Consider the following 18,784-nt stretch of genomic DNA (forward strand, 5'->3'; position numbering starts at 1 on the left):
CGTCCGCGACGCGGGCCTGCTCGACCCGGCCGCGGACGCGAGCCTCGCCGCGGCCCGCAAGGCCCAGGACCTGGCGCAGGAGGCCGCCGAGCAGGCCAGGGCCGCCGCCGAGCTCGCCGCCCGCGGGCTGGGCGATCCGTCGTGCGGGCTCGACCTCGACGACCTGGGCCGGGTCAAGACCTGGGTGTCCGACGCCGCGGAGTTCCTCGGCTGCGCCTACGGCGAGACCGACCTGATCGGCGTCGCGCAGCGCGAGAACGCCTCCGACCACCCCACCGGGCACGCACTGGACATCATGGTGCGCGGGCAGAAGGGCGACCGGATCGCCGACTGCGCCCTGGCCAACGCCGACGAGCTGGGCGTGAAGTACGTGATCTGGGAGCAGCGGATGAACGACGGCTCCGGGTGGTCGACGATGGAGGACCGCGGCGGCGACACCGCGAACCACTACGACCACGTGCACATCTCGTTCGACAAGCGCGCCGGGTCCGGCGAGCCGGACCTCGGCCGCTGCGCCTGACCCGCCGCCCGGTCCGCGGCGGAGCACGGACCGGGCGGCGGTGGCCTCAGACGCCGATCTTCGCCGGGCGTCCGTCCTTCAGGTGCCGGATCGCGGCGACGGCCGGACGCGGCTGCGCGGCGCCGCCGTCGGGCCAGTGCGACGCGGGCTGCTCCGGTGACGCGTCGTCGACGTCGCCCGGGTGCTGCACCGAGACCAGCACGAAGTTCTCGGTGACGACCGGCCCGCAGCACTCCGAGCCGACCGGGACGCTGGCGAACAGCCGGGTCGAGCCGCGCTGCGGCCCCTCCAGCACGACGCCGTAGAGGCCGTCGTTGATCTCCAGCGCCTGGCTGGAGTCGGTCGAGACCCACAGGTTGCCGTAGGGGTCGAACGCCACGTTGTCCGGCGAGGTGATCGGGCTGACCTGGGACTTGTCGAACCCGCCGAAGTAGGTCGACGGGTCGTCGGGGTTCCCGCAGACCAGCAGGATGTTCCAGGCGAACGTCGTCGCCGCCGGGTCGTCGCGCGTCTCGGTGAGCTCGATGACGTGGCCGTGCTGGTTGGCGTTGCGCGGGTTCGCCTCGTCCGGACCGGCCTTGGCGCCCGCCTTGCCGCGGTCGGAGTTGTTGGTGCAGGCGATGTAGACCTTCCCGGTGCGCGGGTTGGGCTCCACGTCCTCCGGGCGGTCCATCTTCGTCGCGCCGACCTTGTCCGCGGCGAGCCGGGTGAACACGAAGACGTCGGCGACGCTCATGCCGTCCACGTAGGACTTCGTGGTCGACGCCAGCGGCTTCCACTGCCCGGAGCCGTCGAAGCGGCCGTCGCGCGGCAGCGCCCCGGTGCCGGTGATCTCCGCGGCCGGGCTGTCCCCGGTGAACGTCGCGACGTAGAGCGTGCCCGACGACAGCAGGGTGGCGTTGTGCTCGCGGGCGGCCCGGCTGTGACCACGGCGCATCCGCTTGTCCGACACGAACTTGTAGACGTAGTCGAAGCGCTCGTCGTCGCCCATGTAGACGACGGGGCGCCCGTCACGGGTGAGCGCGACGGTGGCGCCCTCGTGCTTGAAGCGGCCGAGCGCGGTGTGCTTGACCGGCTTCGAGCGCGGGTCGTGCGGGTCGATCTCGACGATGTAGCCGAACCGGTTGGCCTCGTTCGGCTCCTGCGCGAGGTCCCAGCGCGGGTCGACGCGCTCCCACCGGCGCTCCGAGGCGCCCTCGGAGAAGCCGTAGCGCTTCGCGCGCTCGTCGGTGACCGGACCGGAGGCGAAGTAGCCGTCGAAGTTCTCCTCGCCGGACAGGAAGGTGCCCCACGGGGTGGTGCCACCGGCGCAGTTGCCGATCATGCCCTTCACGCTGCGCCCGGTCGGGTCGGCCTTCGTGCGCAGCACCTCGGCTCCGGCGGCCGGGCCGTCGAGCACCATCTCGGTGTCGGCGGTGATGCGCCGGTTGAGCTTCCCGTCGCGGTCGTAGCGCAGCTCGCCGGAGCGCAGGTCGCGGGTCACCTCGACGACGCCGCCGCCGTGCGCCGCCATGCCGATCCGGATCTGCTCGGGGGTGGGGGCGTCCTCGTCGTACCCGCGGAACATCAGCGGCTCGAGCGTGTACTCGTGATTGGAGAACATGACGTAGCGGCGGCCGGGGCCGTCGATCGGCAGGATCCCGCAGAAGTCGTTGTTGTAGCCGAACTGGCGGGCCTGCGCGGCGGCGGTCTGGTTCTCGAAGTCGAACTCCGGCGCGTCCGGGAACATCGGGTCGCCCCAACGGATCACGACGTTGCTCGCGTAGTCGACCGGCACGCGGATCGCGTCGTCGAGGTTCGGTGCGACCGTCTCGTACTGCAGCCCGCGCGGGGGCCCGGCCTGCGCCGGCGCGGCCACGTCGGCACCGAGTGGGTGGGCCGGCGCGGCCGGGGTGGGTTCGGCCGCCGAGGCGGTGCCGGCCAGGGCCACACCGGCCCCGGCGCCCAGGCCGATCACCGCACCGGCGCGGAGCATCCCGCGCCGGTCGAGCACGGCCTGCATGACGTCACCGAAGTAGGCGTTCGACGACGGGTTGGGCTCGGGCCGGGAGCAGGCGTCGCCGCACCGGTAGCGGCAGGTGAGGCCCTGACGTCCGTGCCGAACGCGGTCGAGGAGCGGGAGGGCACGGCGGGGGCCGGCCTGGGGGGCGTCGCCGGGGCAGCTGTGGGCCACGGTCGTCCTCCTGGGGTCGTGGTGGGATGACGCGGTCCGGTCCGGTCCGTTCGGAACCGTCCGTTTCCTCCGCATCCCAACACCCCCGTTCTCCCGTGGGGTGAGGAGAAAATGGCCGCCGGGTGAACGCGTCCCCGGAAGGGGTGGTGTCGACCACGCAACGCGACCGGCGCGGCCACCCCACGGGTGACCGCGCCGGTCGCGCGTGTGCTGGACGAGGGCACGGACCGGGGCGGGCGGTTGCCTCGCCCCGGCCCGGCGGGATCAGACGATGCCCTGGCGGGCGGCGGTGTAGACGATCTCGGTGCGACGACGGACCTCGAGCTTGTCGCGCAGGTTCCGCACGTGGAACTTCACGGTGGCCTCGGAGATCCGCAGCCGGGTCCCGATCTCGCGGTTGGACAGGCCGACGGCGAGCAGCCGCAGGACCTGGTTCTCGCGGTCGGTCAGCAGCGAGGTCTTGCAGAGGTCCGGCGTGGGCGACGGCGCCGGGTCGGTGTCGCGCAGCACCTGCAGCGGGCCGGCGCTCGCGGTGCCCGGGTCGAAGACGCCCTCGCCGCGCAGGACCGTGCGCAGCGCCCGCACGATCTCGGCGGTGTCGGCACCCTTGCGCAGGTAGCCGTGGACACCCAGGCGGACGGTGCGCATCATCGAGTCGCGGTCACGGCAGCCGGTCAGCACGAGGATCTTCACCCCGCGGCAGCGCTCCAGCAGCGCGCGCACCAGGTCGAGGCCGGGCCGCTCGTCACGGGCGAACTCGATGTCGACGACGATCGCGTCGGGGCGGGCGCGCTCGGCGGCCATCAGGGCGTCGCGGGGGGAGGCGGCCTCACCGGCCGGGGCCAGGTCGGGCTCGGCGGTCAGCAGGGCGCGCAGCCCGTGCCGGACGACCGGCTCGGAGTCGACGACGAGTACCCGGGCCGCGCGGCGGATCACATCCGCGCCGTCGGCCCCGCGGCCGGCACGCAGATCGGTGGCCTCACGAACGGCTTCGAGCGTCATCGCTGTCCTCCGGTGGATCTGTTGCGTCATCGCAGGAACGCCACCCGGCGTCCCGATGCGGCAAACCGTAAGGAGCGCCACGTTGCCCCCACGTTGCGCGCGATCGAGCGACGTCGCATCCCGGCCCGGTCACGAGGGGTCGAGCCCCCCGAGCAGCGGGTATGCTCACGACCCCGGACCGACCACCGATTCCGGGACGGACCCGCGCCGGCGCGGGACATCACGTGGGAGCAGGGCACGACGTGCCCCCAGCCGTGACGGGAGGCGACGTGAGCGGAGCCGAGGGCGGGACGTCCGCCGAGGAGATGGTCGCCGACGCACATCGCCTGCGGCGCATCTACGACGACGGGCTCGGCGCCGGCGGTTCGGCGGGCATCCCCCGCCCGGTCGTCTCGGACTCGTGGCAGCGCAGCCTGGCCGCGCACGTCGACCCGGAGGGCCGACTCCCCCCGCTCATCTATCTCGCCGACGAGCTGAAGGAGGTCCGGACCGGCCACCCGCTGCACGCGGTGATGCCGCTGCTCCGTTCCACCCTCGTGAGCATCGCCGACGAGGCGATGCACGTGATGCTCGTGACCGACGCCGACGGCACCGTCCTGTGGCGCGACGGCGCACACGGCCTGCTGCACTCCGCCGACGACGTCGGGCTCGTCGAGGGCACCCGCTGGGCCGAGGAGACGATCGGCACCAACGCGATGGGGACGGCGCTGGCCGTCGACGAGCCGGTCCGGATCCACTCCGCCGAGCATCTCGTCCGCACCTACCACGACTGGACCTGCGTCGCGGCCCCCGTGCACGACCCCGACACCGGCGACACCATCGGCGCGATCGACATCTCCGGGCCGCTGCACACCGTGCACCCCGCGCTGGTGCAGCTGGTGACGGCGACCGCGCACCTCGCGGAGAACCAGCTGCGGGTGCGGCTGGCGATCGCCGACGAGCGGCTGCGGGTCAAGAACATGCCGCACCTCGCGGCGTTGCGCGGCTCCGAGGGCGCCCTGCTGTCCGCGAGCGGCCGGGTCATCGCCAGCGAGCCCTACGGTCTGTTCCCCGAGCGGATCCGGCTCGACGACGGCGTCGACCGGGTGCAGCTCGGCGACGGCCGGGAGATGGCCGTCGAGAGGCTGGCCGAGGGCTACCTGCTGGTGCCGCCGTCGCGGCGGCGCGGGCGCGTCGTCCCGGCGGCGCCGACCGGTGCGCCCCGCCCGCTGGAGCTGCGCTTCACCGGCGGGGGCGGTCCGCGCGTCACCCTCGACGGCGAGGAGTTCGCCGCCACCCTGCGCCCGGCGGAGATCCTCACCGCGCTGGCGCTGCACCCCGACGGGCTCTCCGGCGAGCAGCTGACCCTGATGCTCTACGGCGAGGACGGCAACCCGACCACCGTCCGCGGCGAGATCCACCGGCTGCGGTCGTCGCTGGGCGCGGAGCTGCTGCTCACCCGCCCCTACCGGCTGGCGGCCGGGCCCCAGGCCGACTTCCTGCGGGTCCGCGCGGCGCTGCGCGACGGCCGGGTGTCCGACGCGCTCGACTCCTGCCACGGCGAGCTGCTGCCCCGCTCCGACGCGCCCGCCGTGCGCGAGCTGCGCGACGAGCTCGTGGTCGGGCTGCGGCACGCCGTGCTCGCCTCGGACGACGTCGCGCTCCTGCACCGCTTCGTCGTGCACCCGCTGGGGACCGACGACCTGGAGGCGCACGAGCTGCTGCTGGACCTGCTGGACCGGGACGACCCGCGCCGCGCCGCCGTCGCCGCACGGGCCGAGCACCTGCGGGACTGACCCGCCCCGCCGGGCGGGGCTCAGGTCTGTGCGGCCAGCGGGCTGTCCGGCTCGGGCTCCAGCTCTCCCGCGCGCCAGAGTGCCGCGTAGCGACCGCCCGCGCGGACCAGCTCGTCGTGCGTGCCCTCCTCGGCGATCCGACCGCCGGACAGCACCACGATCCGGTCCGCCCGCCGCGCGGTCTGCAGCCGGTGGGCGACGACGAACGCGGTCCGCCGCGACGCCACCCGTTCCCCCGCCGCCAGCACGGTGGCCTCGGTGGCCGGGTCCAGTGCCGCGGTCGCCTCGTCGAAGATCAGCACGTCCGGGTCAACCAGCTCGGCCCGCGCCAGCGCGACGAGCTGCCGCTGCCCCGCCGACAGGCCCTGTCCCCGCTCACCCACCGGGGTGCGGAACCCCTGTGGCAGCGACCGCACCAGGCCCAGCGCCCCGACCGCGCGGGCAGCGGCCTCGATCCGCTCCGGCGGGGCGTCCGGGCGGCCGTAGGCGATGTTCGAGGCGACGTCACCGGTGAACAGGTGCGCCTCCTGCGGGACCACCCCGAGCCGCGCGCGGTACCCGGCCAGCGGGAAGCGGCGCACGTCGACGCCGTCGACGCGGACCTGGCCGTCGCCGGTGTCGTAGAACCGGGCGATCAGCTTGATCAGCGTCGACTTGCCGGCACCGGTGGCGCCCACCAGCGCGACGGTCTCGCCCGCCCCGACGCGCAGCGACACGTCGTCGAGGGCGGGGGCGTCCACCCCCGGGTAGCGGAACGTCACGTGGTCCAGCTCGACCTCGCCGCGCAGCCGCGACGGCACGGGCGCCGGCCGCTCGGGCTCGTCCGGGACGGAGGTGGGCGTGCGCAGCAGCTCCGAGATCCGGTTCAGGCCGACCCGGGCCTGCTGGTAGCCGTCGAACACCTGCGACAGCTGCTGCACCGGGCCGAAGAACAGGGTCAGGTACAGCAGGAACGCGGTGAGCACCCCCGGGGTGATGTCCCCGCCGACGATGCGGGTCCCGCCGACGAACAGCACGACCGCCGTGGCGATGTCGGACAGGAACGCCACGAACGGGAAGTAGGTGGCGATGTAGCGCTGCGCGCGCAGCCGCGACCGGCGGTAGGCGTCGGAGCGCTCGCCGAAGCGGTCGTAGCTCAGCTCCTCGCGGACGTAGGCCTGCGCGATGCGCACCCCGGACACGTTCTCCTGCAGGTCGGCATTGACCACGCTGACCCGCTCGCGGGCCTCGGCGTAGGCGCGGGAGGAGAACCGGCGGAACACCACGGTGCCGACCGCGAGCAGCGGCAGCAACCAGCCCAGCGCGTACAGCGCGAGCTGCGGGTCGGTGAGCACCAGCGCGGTCGCGACCCCGCCGATCGTCAGGAGGCTGACGACGGCCTGCGCCAGCCCGGTCTGCAGGAACGTGGACAGTGCGTCCACGTCGGTGGTCATCCGGGTCATGATCCGGCCGGACAGCTCGCGCTCGTAGAAGTCGAGGCCGAGCCGCTGCAGGTGCGCGTAGCTGCGCAGCCGCAGCAGGTAGAGCAGGCTCTCCCCGGCCCGGGCGGTGACCAGCGTCTGGAACCCGACGACCACCGCGTCCAGCACGACGATCAGCAGCCCGGCCAGCGCCGCCAGCAGCAGGACCCGGGTGGCGCCGTCGGCGATGCCGTCGTCGACGGCGATCCGGGCGATGCTGGGCAGGGCCAGGGTCGCCAGCGCGTCCGCGGTCATCAGCGCGACGCCGAGCACCAGCAGCCAGCGCACGGGGCGCAGCAGCGAGGACAGCCGGAACGCGGGATCGGGAGCGGTCGGGTCGTCGTCGCCGCGCAGCCGGGGGGACTCGTTCGCCGGGGGCAGCTTCGCGACGGACTCGAGCAGCTCGGGGGTCGCACTGATCCCCCCGGCCCAGCCGGCCGCGCCGCCGCCGCCGTCGCGGGTCAGGGCCCGGTCCGGGTCCTCCTCGATGCTGACCCGCGGCCACAGCTCCGGGGTGACGGCCGGGCCCGCCGGTACATCGTCGAGGACGCGGGTGCTGTTGCCGGTGCCGGTGCCGTTGCCGGTGCCGTTGCCGGTGCCGTTGCCGGTGCCGTTGCCGGTGCCGTTGCCGGTGCCGTTGCCGGCTGCCGCCTCGTGGGCGGTGGGCTCCCGGGTACCGCCGCCGAGCTCGTCGGTGGGGCCGGTGGCGAGCAGCTCCCGGAACAGCGCGCACCGGCCGCGCAGCTCGTCCTCGGTACCGGTGTCGACGACCCGGCCCTTGTCCAGCACCGCGATCCGGTCGGCCAGCGCCAGGGTGGACCGGCGGTGCGCGACCAGCAGCGTGGTCCGCTCGGCGGTCAGCTCGTGCAGGGTCTCGTGGATCGCGGCCTCGGTCGCGGTGTCGACCGCGGAGGTCGCGTCGTCGAGCACGAGCACCCGCGGCCGGGTCAGCATCGCCCGGGCCAGCGCGATCCGCTGCCGCTGACCGCCGGACAGGGTCAGGCCGCGCTCGCCGACCTCGGTGTCGTAGCCGTCCGGCAGGTCCTCGACGAACGACGCCACCTGTGCGGCCTCGGCGGCGGCGCGGATCTCGTCCTCGCCGGCGTCGGGCCGGCCGTAGGCGATGTTGTTGCGGATGCTGTCGGAGAACAGGAACGCCTCCTCGAACACCACCCCCAGCTCGGCGCGCAGGTCGTGCAGCCGCAGGTCGCGCAGGTCCACCCCGCCGATCGCGAGACGCCCGGCCTGCGGGTCGTAGAAGCGGGGCAGCAGCAGCGCCACCGTCGACTTGCCCGAGCCGGGTGGGCCGACCAGGGCGAGGGTCTCGCCGGGTTCGACGCGCAGGGAGAGCCCGTCCAGGACCGGGTCGGGGGCGGCGTCGCCGTCCGGACCGGAGCCCGCGGGCTCGTAGCCGAACCGGACGTCGTCCAGCTCGACGGTCAGCGGGCCCTCGGGCAGCGCGGCCGGACGCTCCGGGTCGACGATCCCCGGTGCGGCGTCGACGATCTCGAAGACACGCTCCGCCCCGGCCCGGGTCAGCTGCGCGGTGACCACGAGCGCGCCGATCAGCCGGGCGGGCCCGACGAGCATCCCGACGTAGGTGGTGAACGCCAGGAACGTGCCGAGGTCGATCGTGCCGCGGGCGGCCATCCAGCCACCGACGCCGATCACCGCGACCTGTCCCAGGCCGGGCAGCGCGAGCAGCATCGGGTTGAGCCGCGCGGTCAGCCCGGCGGCCCGCAGCCGCTCGCCGTAGAGCCGGCGGGCCCGTCCTTCCAGCGTGGCGGTCTCGCGGGCCTCCTGCCCGAATCCCTTCACCACGCGCACGCCGGTGACGGTCTCCTCGACCTGCTGCGCGATCTCGGCGGCCCGTTGCTGCGCGGACCAGGTGGCCGGGAACAGCCTGCGCCGGATGCTGTTGGTGGCCAGGAACGCCAGCGGCAGCATGACCAGCGCGACCACGGTGAGCAGCGGCGACAGGTACAGCATCGCGATGATCGCGACGACCACCAGCACGACGGTGCCCGCCGACAGCGGCACCATCGACAGGAAGCCCTGCACCAGCTGCAGGTCGGAGATGGCCCGCGAGGCGACCTGGCCGGTGCGCAGCCGGTCCTGGCGGACGCCGTCCATACGCTGTACCGCGCCGAACACCGCGCGCCGCAGGTCGTGCTGCACGTTCAGCGCCATCTTGCCGCCGAGGTAGCGGCGCACGAACGCACCGACGAACTTCAGCACGCCCAGCACCAGGAGCCCGCCGACGACCGGCGCGAGCACGCCGGTGTCCCCGCCGATCGCGCCGTTCACGCCCTCGCGGATCAGCAGCGGACCGATCGCCTCCAGCCCGACGCCGAGCATCGACGCGACGAGCGCACCGACGGTGACGCGGCGGTGCCGCATGCAGGCCGTGGCCAGTCTGCGGATCCAGCCGGGGCGTGCGGAGGGGTGGGGAGAGGGCACGTCGCCAGGCTATGCCCGCCCCCCGACAACCGGCCCGGCGACGCCGCCCGGCACGGAGCCGGCGGGCACCCGCCGTCGACGGCGGCCGCCCCCGCACCGCCCACCTCGCACGGGTTCCGGCGACGTCGCAGACCGTGCAGAGGCTGCGAGGTGGAGCGAACCCGTGCGAGGTGGGCCGGGCTGCCGGCCACCGCCTCGGCACCGCCGCACCACCCGTCGATCAGTACATGAGCGCTGCCAGGATATGGGTGGACGACGCTCAGGTACTGATCGACGATGCCCGCAGCGGCGCTCCCCGCGGGAGGCGGGCGCAGGACCGGCGTCCCGTACGCGCGGCGGCGCCGGAGCGGGCGACGTCGGACCGAGCAGCGCCGGACCCGGGGTCCGGCGCTGCTCGTCTCAGGTGATGTCCCGCCGCGCCCCGACGACGGCGGCCAGTGCGATCCCCGCGGCCGTCCACACGGCCAGGACCAGCAGCCCGACCCAGCCGGGCGGCGGGGCGCTGACCCCGGCCAGGAACTCCAGGACGAACTGCGACTGCGCCCCCAGCCCGGCCGAGCTCACGACCGGCTCCCAGATCGCGAGGTCACCGGCGTTGCCGGGCAGGAACGGCGTCAGCCGGGCGAACACCGACGGGTCGCCGATCGAGGACCCGTCGCCCGCGCGCAGCGCCCCGGCGATCAGGTTCTCCCCGATGAGCAGGTAGCCGACGGTGAGGGCGATCGCCCCGGCCTGGTTGGTCACCAGGGTCCCGACGGCGACGCCGAGCACCCCCCACAGCGCGCACACCAGGATGCCGATCGCGCCCAGCCCGGCGAGCTGCCCGAGGTCGGGCAGCTGCTGGCCGCCGAGCGCCGCACCGCCGAGCAGCGGACCGACCACGACGAGGAACAGCGCGTACAGCCCGGCGACGACGGCGGCGATCAGCGCCTTGGCCGCGAGCACCTGGCCGCGGGACCCGGTCAGGTAGGCCAGCGTGACGGTGCGGTGCCGGAAGTCGCCGGTGCCCAGCAGCGTCCCGAAGGCGCCGCCGACGATCGCGGTCATGGTCAGCGCCGACGCCAGCCCCGCGAGCATCAGGATCGACGAGGTGTCGGTGGCCTGCGGCACGAGCAGCTGCAGGATGCTGCCGAGCAGGCTCTGGGCCAGCGCGAGCAGCAGCACCGGCAGGAACAGCAGCCACCACACCCGGGTGGACAGGGTCTTGCGGACCTCGGCGGTCAGGACCGCGCGGAAGCGGTCGAGGCTCACGGTCGCCATCAGCGCTGCTCCTCCCCGGCGAGCAGGCGCAGGAACATCTGTTCCAGCCCGGCCCGCTCCTCGCTCATGCCGTACACGGCGACGCCCGCGGCGAGCGCCAGGTCCCCGACGCGGACCGCGTCGGCCCCGCCGACGGCCAGCACGCCGTCGTCGACGCGGTCGATCTCGGTGATCCCGTCCGTGGCGAGCGCCTCGGCCAGCCGGGCCGGGTCCGCGGCGCGCACGAGCACCCGCGAGCCGTGGCCGGCGCGCAGCTCGGCGACCGTGCCGTCGAAACGGCAGGCACCACGGTCGATGACGACCAGGCGCTGCGCGGTCAGCTCCATCTCGGCCAGCTGGTGGGAGGAGACGAGCACACTGCGCCCGGACGCGGCGAAGGCCTGCAGGAACGAGCGCAGCCAGGCGATGCCGTCGGGGTCGAGGCCGTTGCCCGGCTCGTCGAGCACGAGGATGCGCGGGTCGCCGAGCAGCGCGACGGCCAGGGCCAGGCGCTGGTTCATGCCGAGCGAGAACCCGCCCGCCGAGCGGTCCGCGGCGGCGGCCAGGCCGACCAGCGTGAGGACCTCGTCGACCCGCGAGTCGGGGACGCCGATCGCGGCGGCCGCGGCGCGCAGGTGCGCACGCGCGGTGCGCCGCGGGTGCACGCCCTGGACCTCCAGGACCGCGCCGACGACGCGGCCGGGCGAGGTCAGCGCGGAGAACGGGACGCCGTCGACGAGCGCTCGCCCGGTGCTGGGCACGACCAGGCCGAGGATCATCCGCAGCGTCGTCGTCTTGCCCGAGCCGTTGGGTCCGAGGAACCCGGTCACCGAGCCGGGCTCGACGGTGAACGACAGGTCGTGCACGGCCTCGACCGGGCCGAACCTCTTGCCCAGACCCTCGACGACGATCCGTCCGCTCCCGGCCGCCGTCACCGGGTCCGTGGACGCGGTCTCCTGCACTCCGGCCTCCCGCCGTTCTCGCGTCGCGCCCCGGTTCGCACCGGGGCATCGCCTGCCGGCCATCCTCGCCCAGCCCGGGATCCCACCGGGAGGCGGCCCCGGCGCGGGACCGGCCGGACGGCGGCGGCCGGGACCACGACCGCTACGCGGTGGCGCGCACCGCCGCTTCGACCGCCGCGGTGAGCGTGTCCAGGTACGCGTCGTCGCACGCCGCCCCGGTGACCGGCACCCGGAACTGCAGCGGAGCGATCAGGAGGTCGACCGCGGGGTCGACGTCCACGAGTTCCCGTTCGCCCCGGACGGGATGCCGACGCGCGTCCGGGCCGGGAGGCCGTCGGGGCCTGGATGCGCACCGTGCCCGACCTCCTGACCCTCGACGGCGGCATGCCCGACCTGCGTATCCACGAGGGTGCCGACACCCTGACCGCCGAATGGTCGTCGACCGGCCACGTCGCCGACGGCCCCCGGCCGCGATCTCCTCCGTCGCGGTGGCGACCGTCGAGGGCGACCTCGTCGTGCGTACCGCGACGACATCGATCCCCTCGACCCGCGCCCCGCCTTCCGCGCCCGCCACCGACGTCTCCCGGGGGCGTGTCCGGTCCGGTCGGCACTGGCGCGAGACCGACGAAACGGACTTGAATGGCGTGCGTCACACGCTCAGCGACGAGCCCCGAGGAGCCGCCCCGTGATCGACCCGACCAGCACCGTGTCCTCCCTGCTGCGCAGCCACGCCACCGAGCGCCCGGACGACGAGGCCCTGCGCTTCGGCGACGTCCGCCGCACCTGGTCCGAGCTCGACGTCCGGGTGCGCAGGCTCGCGGCGGCCCTGCGCGCGGAGGGCATCGGCCCGGGCGACCGGGTCGCGGTGCTGGACCTCAACCATCCGTCGTGCCTGGAGCTGTCGCTGGCGTGCGCGTGGATCGGGGCGGCGAACGCGGTCGTGAACTTCCGGCTCGCCCCGCCGGAGATCGTCTACGTGATCGGCGACGCGCGGGCGCGGCTGCTGCTGGTCGGCCCGGAGTTCGCCGGGGCGGTCGGGCAGCTGCGGGAGAAGCTCGGCGCGGTGGAGCGGGTGCTCCACGTGGGCGGGGAGGCCGACGAGTACGAGGCGTTCCTCGCTGCGCACGAGCCGGACACCGATCCCTACGACGCCGGCCCCGGCGACTGCTTCGTGCAGCTCTACACCTCGGGCACCACCGGGTTCCCGAAGGGCGCGATGCTCACCCACGGCGCGATGCTGGCGCACGCCGCGCACGTCGCTGCGGACTTCGAGCTGACGCCGACCGACGTCGTGCAGGTCGCGATGCCGCTGTTCCACGTCGGCGGGACCAGCTACGCCTTCCTCGCACTCGCCCAGGGCGCGCGGATCGTGATGGCCCGGATGCCCGACCCGGCGGCGCTGCTGGACATGGTCGCCGCGGAGGGCATCACGCACACGTTCTGGGTGCCCGCGCTGATGGGCGCGATGACCCAGGTGCCGGGCGCGGCCGACCGGGACTACGCGTCGCTGCGGGCGATCTCCTACGGCGCCTCGCCGATGCCGCTGCCGGTGATGCGGGCGTCGCTGGCGCTGTTCGGCCCGAAGCTGCACCAGGTCTACGGGATGACCGAGGCCTGCGGCGTGGTCAGCTCGCTGGGCCCGGAGGACCACGGGGACCCGGCCGTCGAGCACCGGCTGGTGTCGGCGGGCAGGCCGATCACCGGCTGCACGATCGAGGTGCGCGACCCGGCGACGGGCGAGCGGCTCGGCACGGACGAGCCCGGGGAGATCTGGGTGCGGACCGACCAGCTGATGAGCGGCTACTGGGACAAGCCGGAGGCGACGGCGGCGGCGATCACCCCGGACGGATGGCTGCGGTCCGGCGACGGCGGCCACATCGACGGCGACGGCTACGTCTACGTCACCGACCGGATCAAGGACATGATCGTCTCGGGCGGGGAGAACGTGTACCCGGCCGAGATCGAGCGGGTGCTCGCCGAGCACCCGACCGTCGGCGACGTCGCCGTCATCGGAGTGCCCGACGACCGGTGGGGCGAGGTCCCGAAGGCCTGCGTGGTGGCCGCGCCGGGGGCGACCGTCGACCCCGAGGAGCTGCTCGTTCACGCGCGCGCCCACCTGGCGTCGTTCAAGTGTCCGAAGACCGTCGACGTCCTGCCGGAGCTCCCCCGCAACCCGACCGGCAAGATCCTCAAGAAGGATCTCCGGGCACCGTTCTGGGCGGGCCGGGAGCGCAGCACCGTCTGACGTGGCGCCGGTCTCATACTGAGACACGCCAAAACTTGACCGACTCAAGAAAAGCGGGCAGGCTCGCCGCCGTGTCGAACGCATCGGACTACGAGGGCATGCTGCGCGCAGCGTCGCTGCGCGTGACGCGTCCTCGCCTGGCCGTGCTGCAGGCGGTGCACTCCCACCAGCACGCGGACACGGAGTCGATCATCCGTGTCGTGCGGGAGGACCTCGGGGAGGTGTCGCACCAGGCCGTCTACGACGTCCTGCGTGCGCTGCACTCCTCCGGGCTGGTCCGCAGGATCCAGCCCACCGGTTCCGTCGCGCGGTACGAGGCGCGGGTCGGTGACAACCACCACCACGTGGTGTGCCGGTCCTGTGGCGCCATCGCCGACGTCGACTGCGCCGTCGGCTCCGCACCCTGTCTCACCGCCTCCGACGACAACGGCTTCGTGATCGACGAGGCCGAGGTCGTCTACTGGGGCCGGTGCCCCGACTGCTCATCCACTGATCCCGAGAGGATGTCCCGTGTCTGACGAGCACCCCACCGTCGAGAGCGAGATGAACCGCGAGCAGGACGGCGGTTGCCCCGTCGCCGCCGGCCGCATCGCGCACCCCACCGAGGGTGGCGGCAACCAGAGCTGGTGGCCGAACCAGCTCAACCTGAAGATCCTGCGCAAGCACGCCCCCGCCTCGGACCCGATGGAGCCGGACTTCGACTACGCGAAGGAGTTCGCGACCGTCGACCTGGACGAGCTCGCCCGCGACGTCGACGCCGTCATCACCACCTCGCAGGACTGGTGGCCCGCCGACCACGGCAGCTACGCCGGGTTCTTCATCCGGATGGCCTGGCACTCGGCCGGCACCTACCGGACCTACGACGGCCGCGGCGGCGCCGGCGCCGGCATGCAGCGCTTCGCCCCGCTGAACAGCTGGCCGGACAACGGCAACCTGGACAAGGCCCGCCGGCTGCTGTGGCCGGTCAAGCAGAAGTGGGGCCGCAAGGTCTCCTGGGCCGACCTGATGGTCTTCGCGGGCAACCGCGCGCACGAGATCTCCGGCTTCCCGATGTTCGGCTTCGCCGGCGGTCGCGCCGACGTGTGGGAGCCCGAGGAGGACGTGTACTGGGGCTCGGAGAACGTCTGGCTGGGCAACGAGGCGCGCTACGGCGGCAGCAAGGACTTCGCCCACCGCGAGCTGGAGAAGCCGCTCGGCGCGTCCCACATGGGTCTGATCTACGTCAACCCGGAGGGCCCCGACGCCAGCGGTGACCCGATCGCCGCGGCCCGCGACATCCGCGAGACCTTCGGCCGGATGGCGATGAACGACGAGGAGACCGCCGCGCTGATCGTCGGCGGCCACACCCTCGGCAAGACCCACGGCGCCGCCAACCCGGACGAGAACGGCAACGTCGGCCCCGAGCCGGAGGCCGCCGACATCACCGAGCAGGGCCTGGGCTGGAAGCAGAACTTCCGGTCCGGCAAGGGCCGTGACGCCATCACCTCCGGGCTCGAGGTCATCTGGACCCGGACCCCGAACCGGTGGAGCCACGACTACCTCAAGCACCTCTACGCCTACGAGTGGGAGCTGACCGAGTCCCCGGCGGGTGCCAAGCAGTTCATCGCCAAGGACGCCCCGGAGATCATCCCCGACCCGGAGCCCGGCTACCCGAACCGCAAGCCGACGATGCTGGTCACCGACGTCGCGATGCGCGTCGACCCGTCCTACGGCGAGATCACCCGCCGCTGGCTGGACAACCCGTCCGAGTTCGAGGACACCTACCGTCGCGCCTGGTACAAGCTGACCCACCGCGACATGGGCCCGAAGGAGCGCTACATCGGCGCCTGGGTGCCGCAGGAGGAGCTCCTGTGGCAGGACCCGGTCCCGGCCGTCGACCACCCGCTGGTGGACGCCGACGACGTCGCGTCGATCAAGGCGAAGGTCCTGGAGTCCGGCCTGTCGGTCACCGACCTGGTCAAGACCGCCTGGGCCGCGGCCTCGTCGTTCCGCCAGTCGGACAAGCGCGGTGGCGCCAACGGCGGCCGCATCCGCCTGGAGCCGCAGCTGCAGTGGGAGGTCAACGACCCCGACACGCTGCGCCAGGTCGTCTCGGGGCTGGAGTCGCTCCAGTCCGACGTCAACGCCTCGCTGACCGGCGGCAAGAAGATCTCCTTCGCCGACCTGGTCGTCCTGGCCGGTGCCGCGGCGCTGGAGAAGGCCGCCAAGGACGGCGGGCACGACATCACCGTGCCGTTCGTCCCGGGCCGCACCGACGCCACCCAGGAGAAGACCGACGTCGAGTCGTTCTCCTACCTGGAGCCCACCGCGGACGGCTTCCGCAACTACCGCGGCAAGGGCCACACCCTGCCCGGCGAGTTCCTGCTCGTCGACCGCGCGAACCTGCTCGGCGTCTCCGCCCCGGAGATGACCGTGCTGGTCGGCGGCCTGCGTGTGCTGGGCGCCAACACCGGCGGGTCGACGGCCGGCGTGTTCACCGACAAGGTCGGCACGCTGACCAACGACTTCTTCACCAACCTGCTGGGCTCCGATGTCCAGTGGCGTTCGGTCGCCGGTGACGACGACTCCTTCGAGGCCGTCGACGCCTCCGGGAACGTGAAGTGGACCGGCACCCGCGCCGACCTGGTCTTCGGCTCGAACTCCGAGCTCCGCGCCGTCGCCGAGGTCTACGCCTCCGACGACGCGGAGGAGAAGTTCGTCCGCGACTTCGTCGCCGCGTGGGACAAGGTCATGATGGCCGACCGCTACGACGTCTGATCGTCGCGTAGCAGCGCGTCACGACGCCCGGGCCGGGTCACCGGTCCGGGCGTCGTCGCGTCTGTGCCCTCGCCGTACACCTCCGTCGAGACGCAGCTGAAGGCTTGCGGCGCGCCCCCGCACGACCCTGAGTTGCCTATCGACGCTTTCCGGACGCCGAGATGCAGCTCAGCGGGCTGGGGAGATCCACAATTCCCGCTGAGCTGCATCTCGGCGTTCGACCCGCGGCCCGGCCCCCTGGCGGAGTGCCGGCGGCACGCGCGGAGGCGGCGGGTCACCCCAGCCCGCCGAGCACCCCCGCGAGCCCCGTGGGCTCGGACAGCATCGGCCAGTGCCCCGTCGGGAGCGCGACGATCGTCCACTCCGGACCGCCCATCTCCGCGAACCCGGGCACGCCCGCGTCGATCAGCCCCCGGACGTCATCGGGAGCGAAGCTGCAGGCCACGACGGTCTTGGGCAGCGAGGGGTCGGGCGTCCCGCGACGCGCGCCGGTGAGCACCACCCCGGGCGGCTCGGCCACCGAGCGGGCGCGGACGTCGTCGAAGACGGCGTCGGGGATTCCCGCGGTGCTGCTGCCCGCGGCGTCGAGCTCGGCACGGGACGGCATGGGCAGTGCGCCGTGCTCGGCGAGGGCCCCCCGGGTCGCGGCCTGCGCGTCGGGCGGGGTGACGTCGATCTGCGCGACGCCGTCGGGCAGCGGGCCGGTGTCGACGAACACGAGGTGCGCGAGCCGGCCCCGGGCGCGCTCGGCCACCGCGGCGCAGACGGGGCCCGCGCCGCTGTGGGCGACCAGGACGACCGGGGCGCCCGCGTCACCGAGGGCGGTGACCACCTCGTCGACGCGGGTCTCCGCGGTCGCACCGGGATCGTGGCCGAGGTCGAGCGCGGCCACGTCGTGCCCGCGGGCGCGCAGGTCGTCCGCGACCGCGTCCCACACCGTCGCGTCGATCCAGAAACCGGGGACCAGGAGGTAGCTCGTCATGCCGCGAGCCTGGCGGCGGATGAGGACGGTTCCGGTCCTCGTCCTACTTCTTCTGCTGCTGCGCCTTCAACCGTGCAGCCTCGCGCTGGCTCTCGGCGCGGGTGGCGCGCTCGCGCGCGAGCCACTCCGGCTCCTCGGACTTGATCGCGGCGATCTGTTCGGTGGTCAGCGGCTCGGTGATCCCGGCGCGGGCGAGCCCCGAGATCGACACCCCGAGCCGATCGGCGACGACCGGGCGCGGGTGCGGCCCGGTGGTGCGCAGCTCACGCAGCCACTCCGGCGGGTCGGCCTGCAGGGCGTCGAGCTCGTCGCGCGAGACGACCCCCTCACGGAAGTCGGCCGGGGTGGCGTCGAGGAGCACGCCGAGCTTCTTCGCCGCGGTCGCGGGCTTCATCGTCTGTGCGGACCTCTGGCGCGTCATGTCACCAGGCTATGCGGCTAGCCTCGACCGGTGACCGCCACGTCCTTCCACCTCGGCTACGTCCCAGGCGTCACGCCCGGCAAGTGGACCCGGATGTGGGCCGAGCGCCGCCCCGGGGTCCCCCTGGAGCTGCACACGGTGGCCGCCGCCGAGGCCGCGGACCTGGTCCGCGCGGGCACGGTGGACGCCGCCGTCGCCCGGCTGCCGATCGACCGGACCGGGCTGCACGCGATCCCGCTCTACACCGAGACCACCGTGGTGGTCGTCCCGAAGGAGCACGTGGTGACCGCGGCCGACGAGGTGACCGTCGCCGACCTGGCCGACGAGATCGTCCTGCGCACCGGCGACGACACGCTCGACTGGCCCGGCGGGCCGCCCGGCCGGGCCGCGGAGTACGCCCCGCCGACGACGGCCGAGGCGGTCGAGATCGTCGCCGCGGGGGTCGGGGTGCTGGTCGTCCCGCAGTCGCTGGCCCGGCTGCACCACCGCCGGGACCTCACCTACCGGCCGCTGGTCGACGCCCCGGGCTCCGGCGTCGCGCTGACCTGGCCGGACGCGGAGAACAGCGACCTGATGGAGGAGTTCATCGGGATCGTGCGCGGCCGCTCGGCGCACAGCCCCCGGACCCGCCGCAGCGAGCCCCCGGCGGCACCGGCACCGCGCCCCCCGTCGACGGCGGGGAAGCGGCGACCGGCCCGGCGTCGCCGCTAGGGCGTGTCTCCCCATCCGGCGCCGCCGGGCCCGGTGATCCACGTCGCCGCCGGCAAGGCAGCCGGGCCGCCCTCATA

At 74.0% G+C, this 18,784-nt stretch carries 14 protein-coding genes; 6 read left to right on the forward strand and 8 right to left on the reverse strand.

Features of this window, described 5'->3' with window-relative positions; translation table 11 throughout:
• On the forward strand, nt 1–520 hold a 520-nt coding region (locus tag GTW08_RS31155), incomplete at its 5' end, for a hypothetical protein (protein ID WP_202417463.1).
• Nucleotides 521–566: 46 nt separating this feature from the next.
• Here the strand turns inward: GTW08_RS31155 and GTW08_RS20375 are convergent.
• Together GTW08_RS20375 and GTW08_RS20380 are read right to left on the reverse strand one after the other, a co-directional pair.
• Nucleotides 567–2,693, reverse strand: a complete 2,127-nt coding sequence (locus GTW08_RS20375) for a PhoX family protein (protein ID WP_073578541.1) — start codon at nt 2,691–2,693, stop codon at nt 567–569.
• A gap of 264 nt (nt 2,694–2,957) precedes the next feature.
• The gene (locus tag GTW08_RS20380) at nt 2,958–3,695 is read right to left on the reverse strand and encodes a LuxR C-terminal-related transcriptional regulator (RefSeq protein ID WP_083659175.1); all 738 of its coding nucleotides are present in this window, start codon (nt 3,693–3,695) and stop codon (nt 2,958–2,960) included.
• Between the two features lie 269 nt (nt 3,696–3,964).
• Here GTW08_RS20380 and GTW08_RS20385 point away from each other — a divergent pair, with 269 nt between their 5' ends.
• Nucleotides 3,965–5,470: a GAF domain-containing protein gene (locus GTW08_RS20385; protein ID WP_100878625.1), complete on the forward strand. Its 1,506-nt coding sequence runs from the start codon at nt 3,965–3,967 to the stop codon at nt 5,468–5,470.
• Between the two features lie 20 nt (nt 5,471–5,490).
• Here the strand turns inward: GTW08_RS20385 and GTW08_RS20390 are convergent, their stop codons facing one another.
• From GTW08_RS20390 to GTW08_RS20405, 4 genes are all read right to left on the reverse strand, one after another.
• Complete coding sequence (locus GTW08_RS20390) at nt 5,491–9,330, reverse strand: ABC transporter ATP-binding protein (RefSeq protein WP_161152393.1); 3,840 nt, start codon at nt 9,328–9,330, stop codon at nt 5,491–5,493.
• A gap of 459 nt (nt 9,331–9,789) precedes the next feature.
• The gene (locus GTW08_RS20395) at nt 9,790–10,650 is read right to left on the reverse strand and encodes an ABC transporter permease (RefSeq protein WP_161152391.1); all 861 of its coding nucleotides are present in this window, start codon (nt 10,648–10,650) and stop codon (nt 9,790–9,792) included.
• A complete protein-coding gene (locus tag GTW08_RS20400; RefSeq protein WP_253067535.1) occupies nt 10,650–11,591 on the reverse strand; it encodes an ATP-binding cassette domain-containing protein in 942 nt (313 codons plus the stop codon). The genes GTW08_RS20395 and GTW08_RS20400 overlap by 1 nt, the downstream gene beginning before the upstream one ends.
• A gap of 142 nt (nt 11,592–11,733) precedes the next feature.
• A complete protein-coding gene (locus tag GTW08_RS20405; protein WP_174565926.1) occupies nt 11,734–11,871 on the reverse strand; it encodes a hypothetical protein in 138 nt (45 codons plus the stop codon).
• 405 nt (nt 11,872–12,276) lie between these two features.
• Here GTW08_RS20405 and GTW08_RS20410 point away from each other — a divergent pair, with 405 nt between their 5' ends.
• The 3 genes from GTW08_RS20410 to katG all read left to right on the forward strand — a co-directional run bounded on the left by GTW08_RS20410 (nt 12,277) and on the right by katG (nt 16,593).
• Complete coding sequence (locus GTW08_RS20410; protein WP_161152392.1) at nt 12,277–13,836, forward strand: long-chain-fatty-acid--CoA ligase; 1,560 nt, start codon at nt 12,277–12,279, stop codon at nt 13,834–13,836.
• A 71-nt stretch (nt 13,837–13,907) separates the two neighbouring features.
• Nucleotides 13,908–14,354, forward strand: coding sequence for a Fur family transcriptional regulator (locus tag GTW08_RS20415; protein WP_062397449.1), 447 nt, complete (start codon nt 13,908–13,910; stop codon nt 14,352–14,354).
• 25 nt (nt 14,355–14,379) lie between these two features.
• Entirely contained in the window at nt 14,380–16,593 is a 2,214-nt protein-coding gene (gene katG, locus GTW08_RS20420; protein ID WP_139283061.1) for a catalase/peroxidase HPI, read from the forward strand.
• A 274-nt stretch (nt 16,594–16,867) separates the two neighbouring features.
• Here the strand turns inward: katG and GTW08_RS20425 are convergent, their stop codons facing one another.
• Complete coding sequence (locus tag GTW08_RS20425; protein ID WP_073578547.1) at nt 16,868–17,575, reverse strand: esterase/lipase family protein; 708 nt, start codon at nt 17,573–17,575, stop codon at nt 16,868–16,870.
• Between the two features lie 43 nt (nt 17,576–17,618).
• Nucleotides 17,619–17,996, reverse strand: coding sequence for a DUF5997 family protein (locus tag GTW08_RS20430; protein ID WP_062397456.1), 378 nt, complete (start codon nt 17,994–17,996; stop codon nt 17,619–17,621).
• Between the two features lie 93 nt (nt 17,997–18,089).
• On the opposite strand from GTW08_RS20430, the gene GTW08_RS20435 reads away from it, so the two are divergent.
• Nucleotides 18,090–18,707 carry a LysR substrate-binding domain-containing protein gene (locus GTW08_RS20435; protein WP_161152394.1) on the forward strand — a complete coding sequence of 206 codons (618 nt, stop codon included), beginning with the start codon at nt 18,090–18,092 and terminating at the stop codon, nt 18,705–18,707.
• Nucleotides 18,708–18,784 lie beyond the last annotated feature (77 nt).

It is taken from the genome of Pseudonocardia sp. SID8383, from assembly GCF_009864975.1.
GTDB lineage: Bacteria > Actinomycetota > Actinomycetes > Mycobacteriales > Pseudonocardiaceae > Pseudonocardia > Pseudonocardia alni.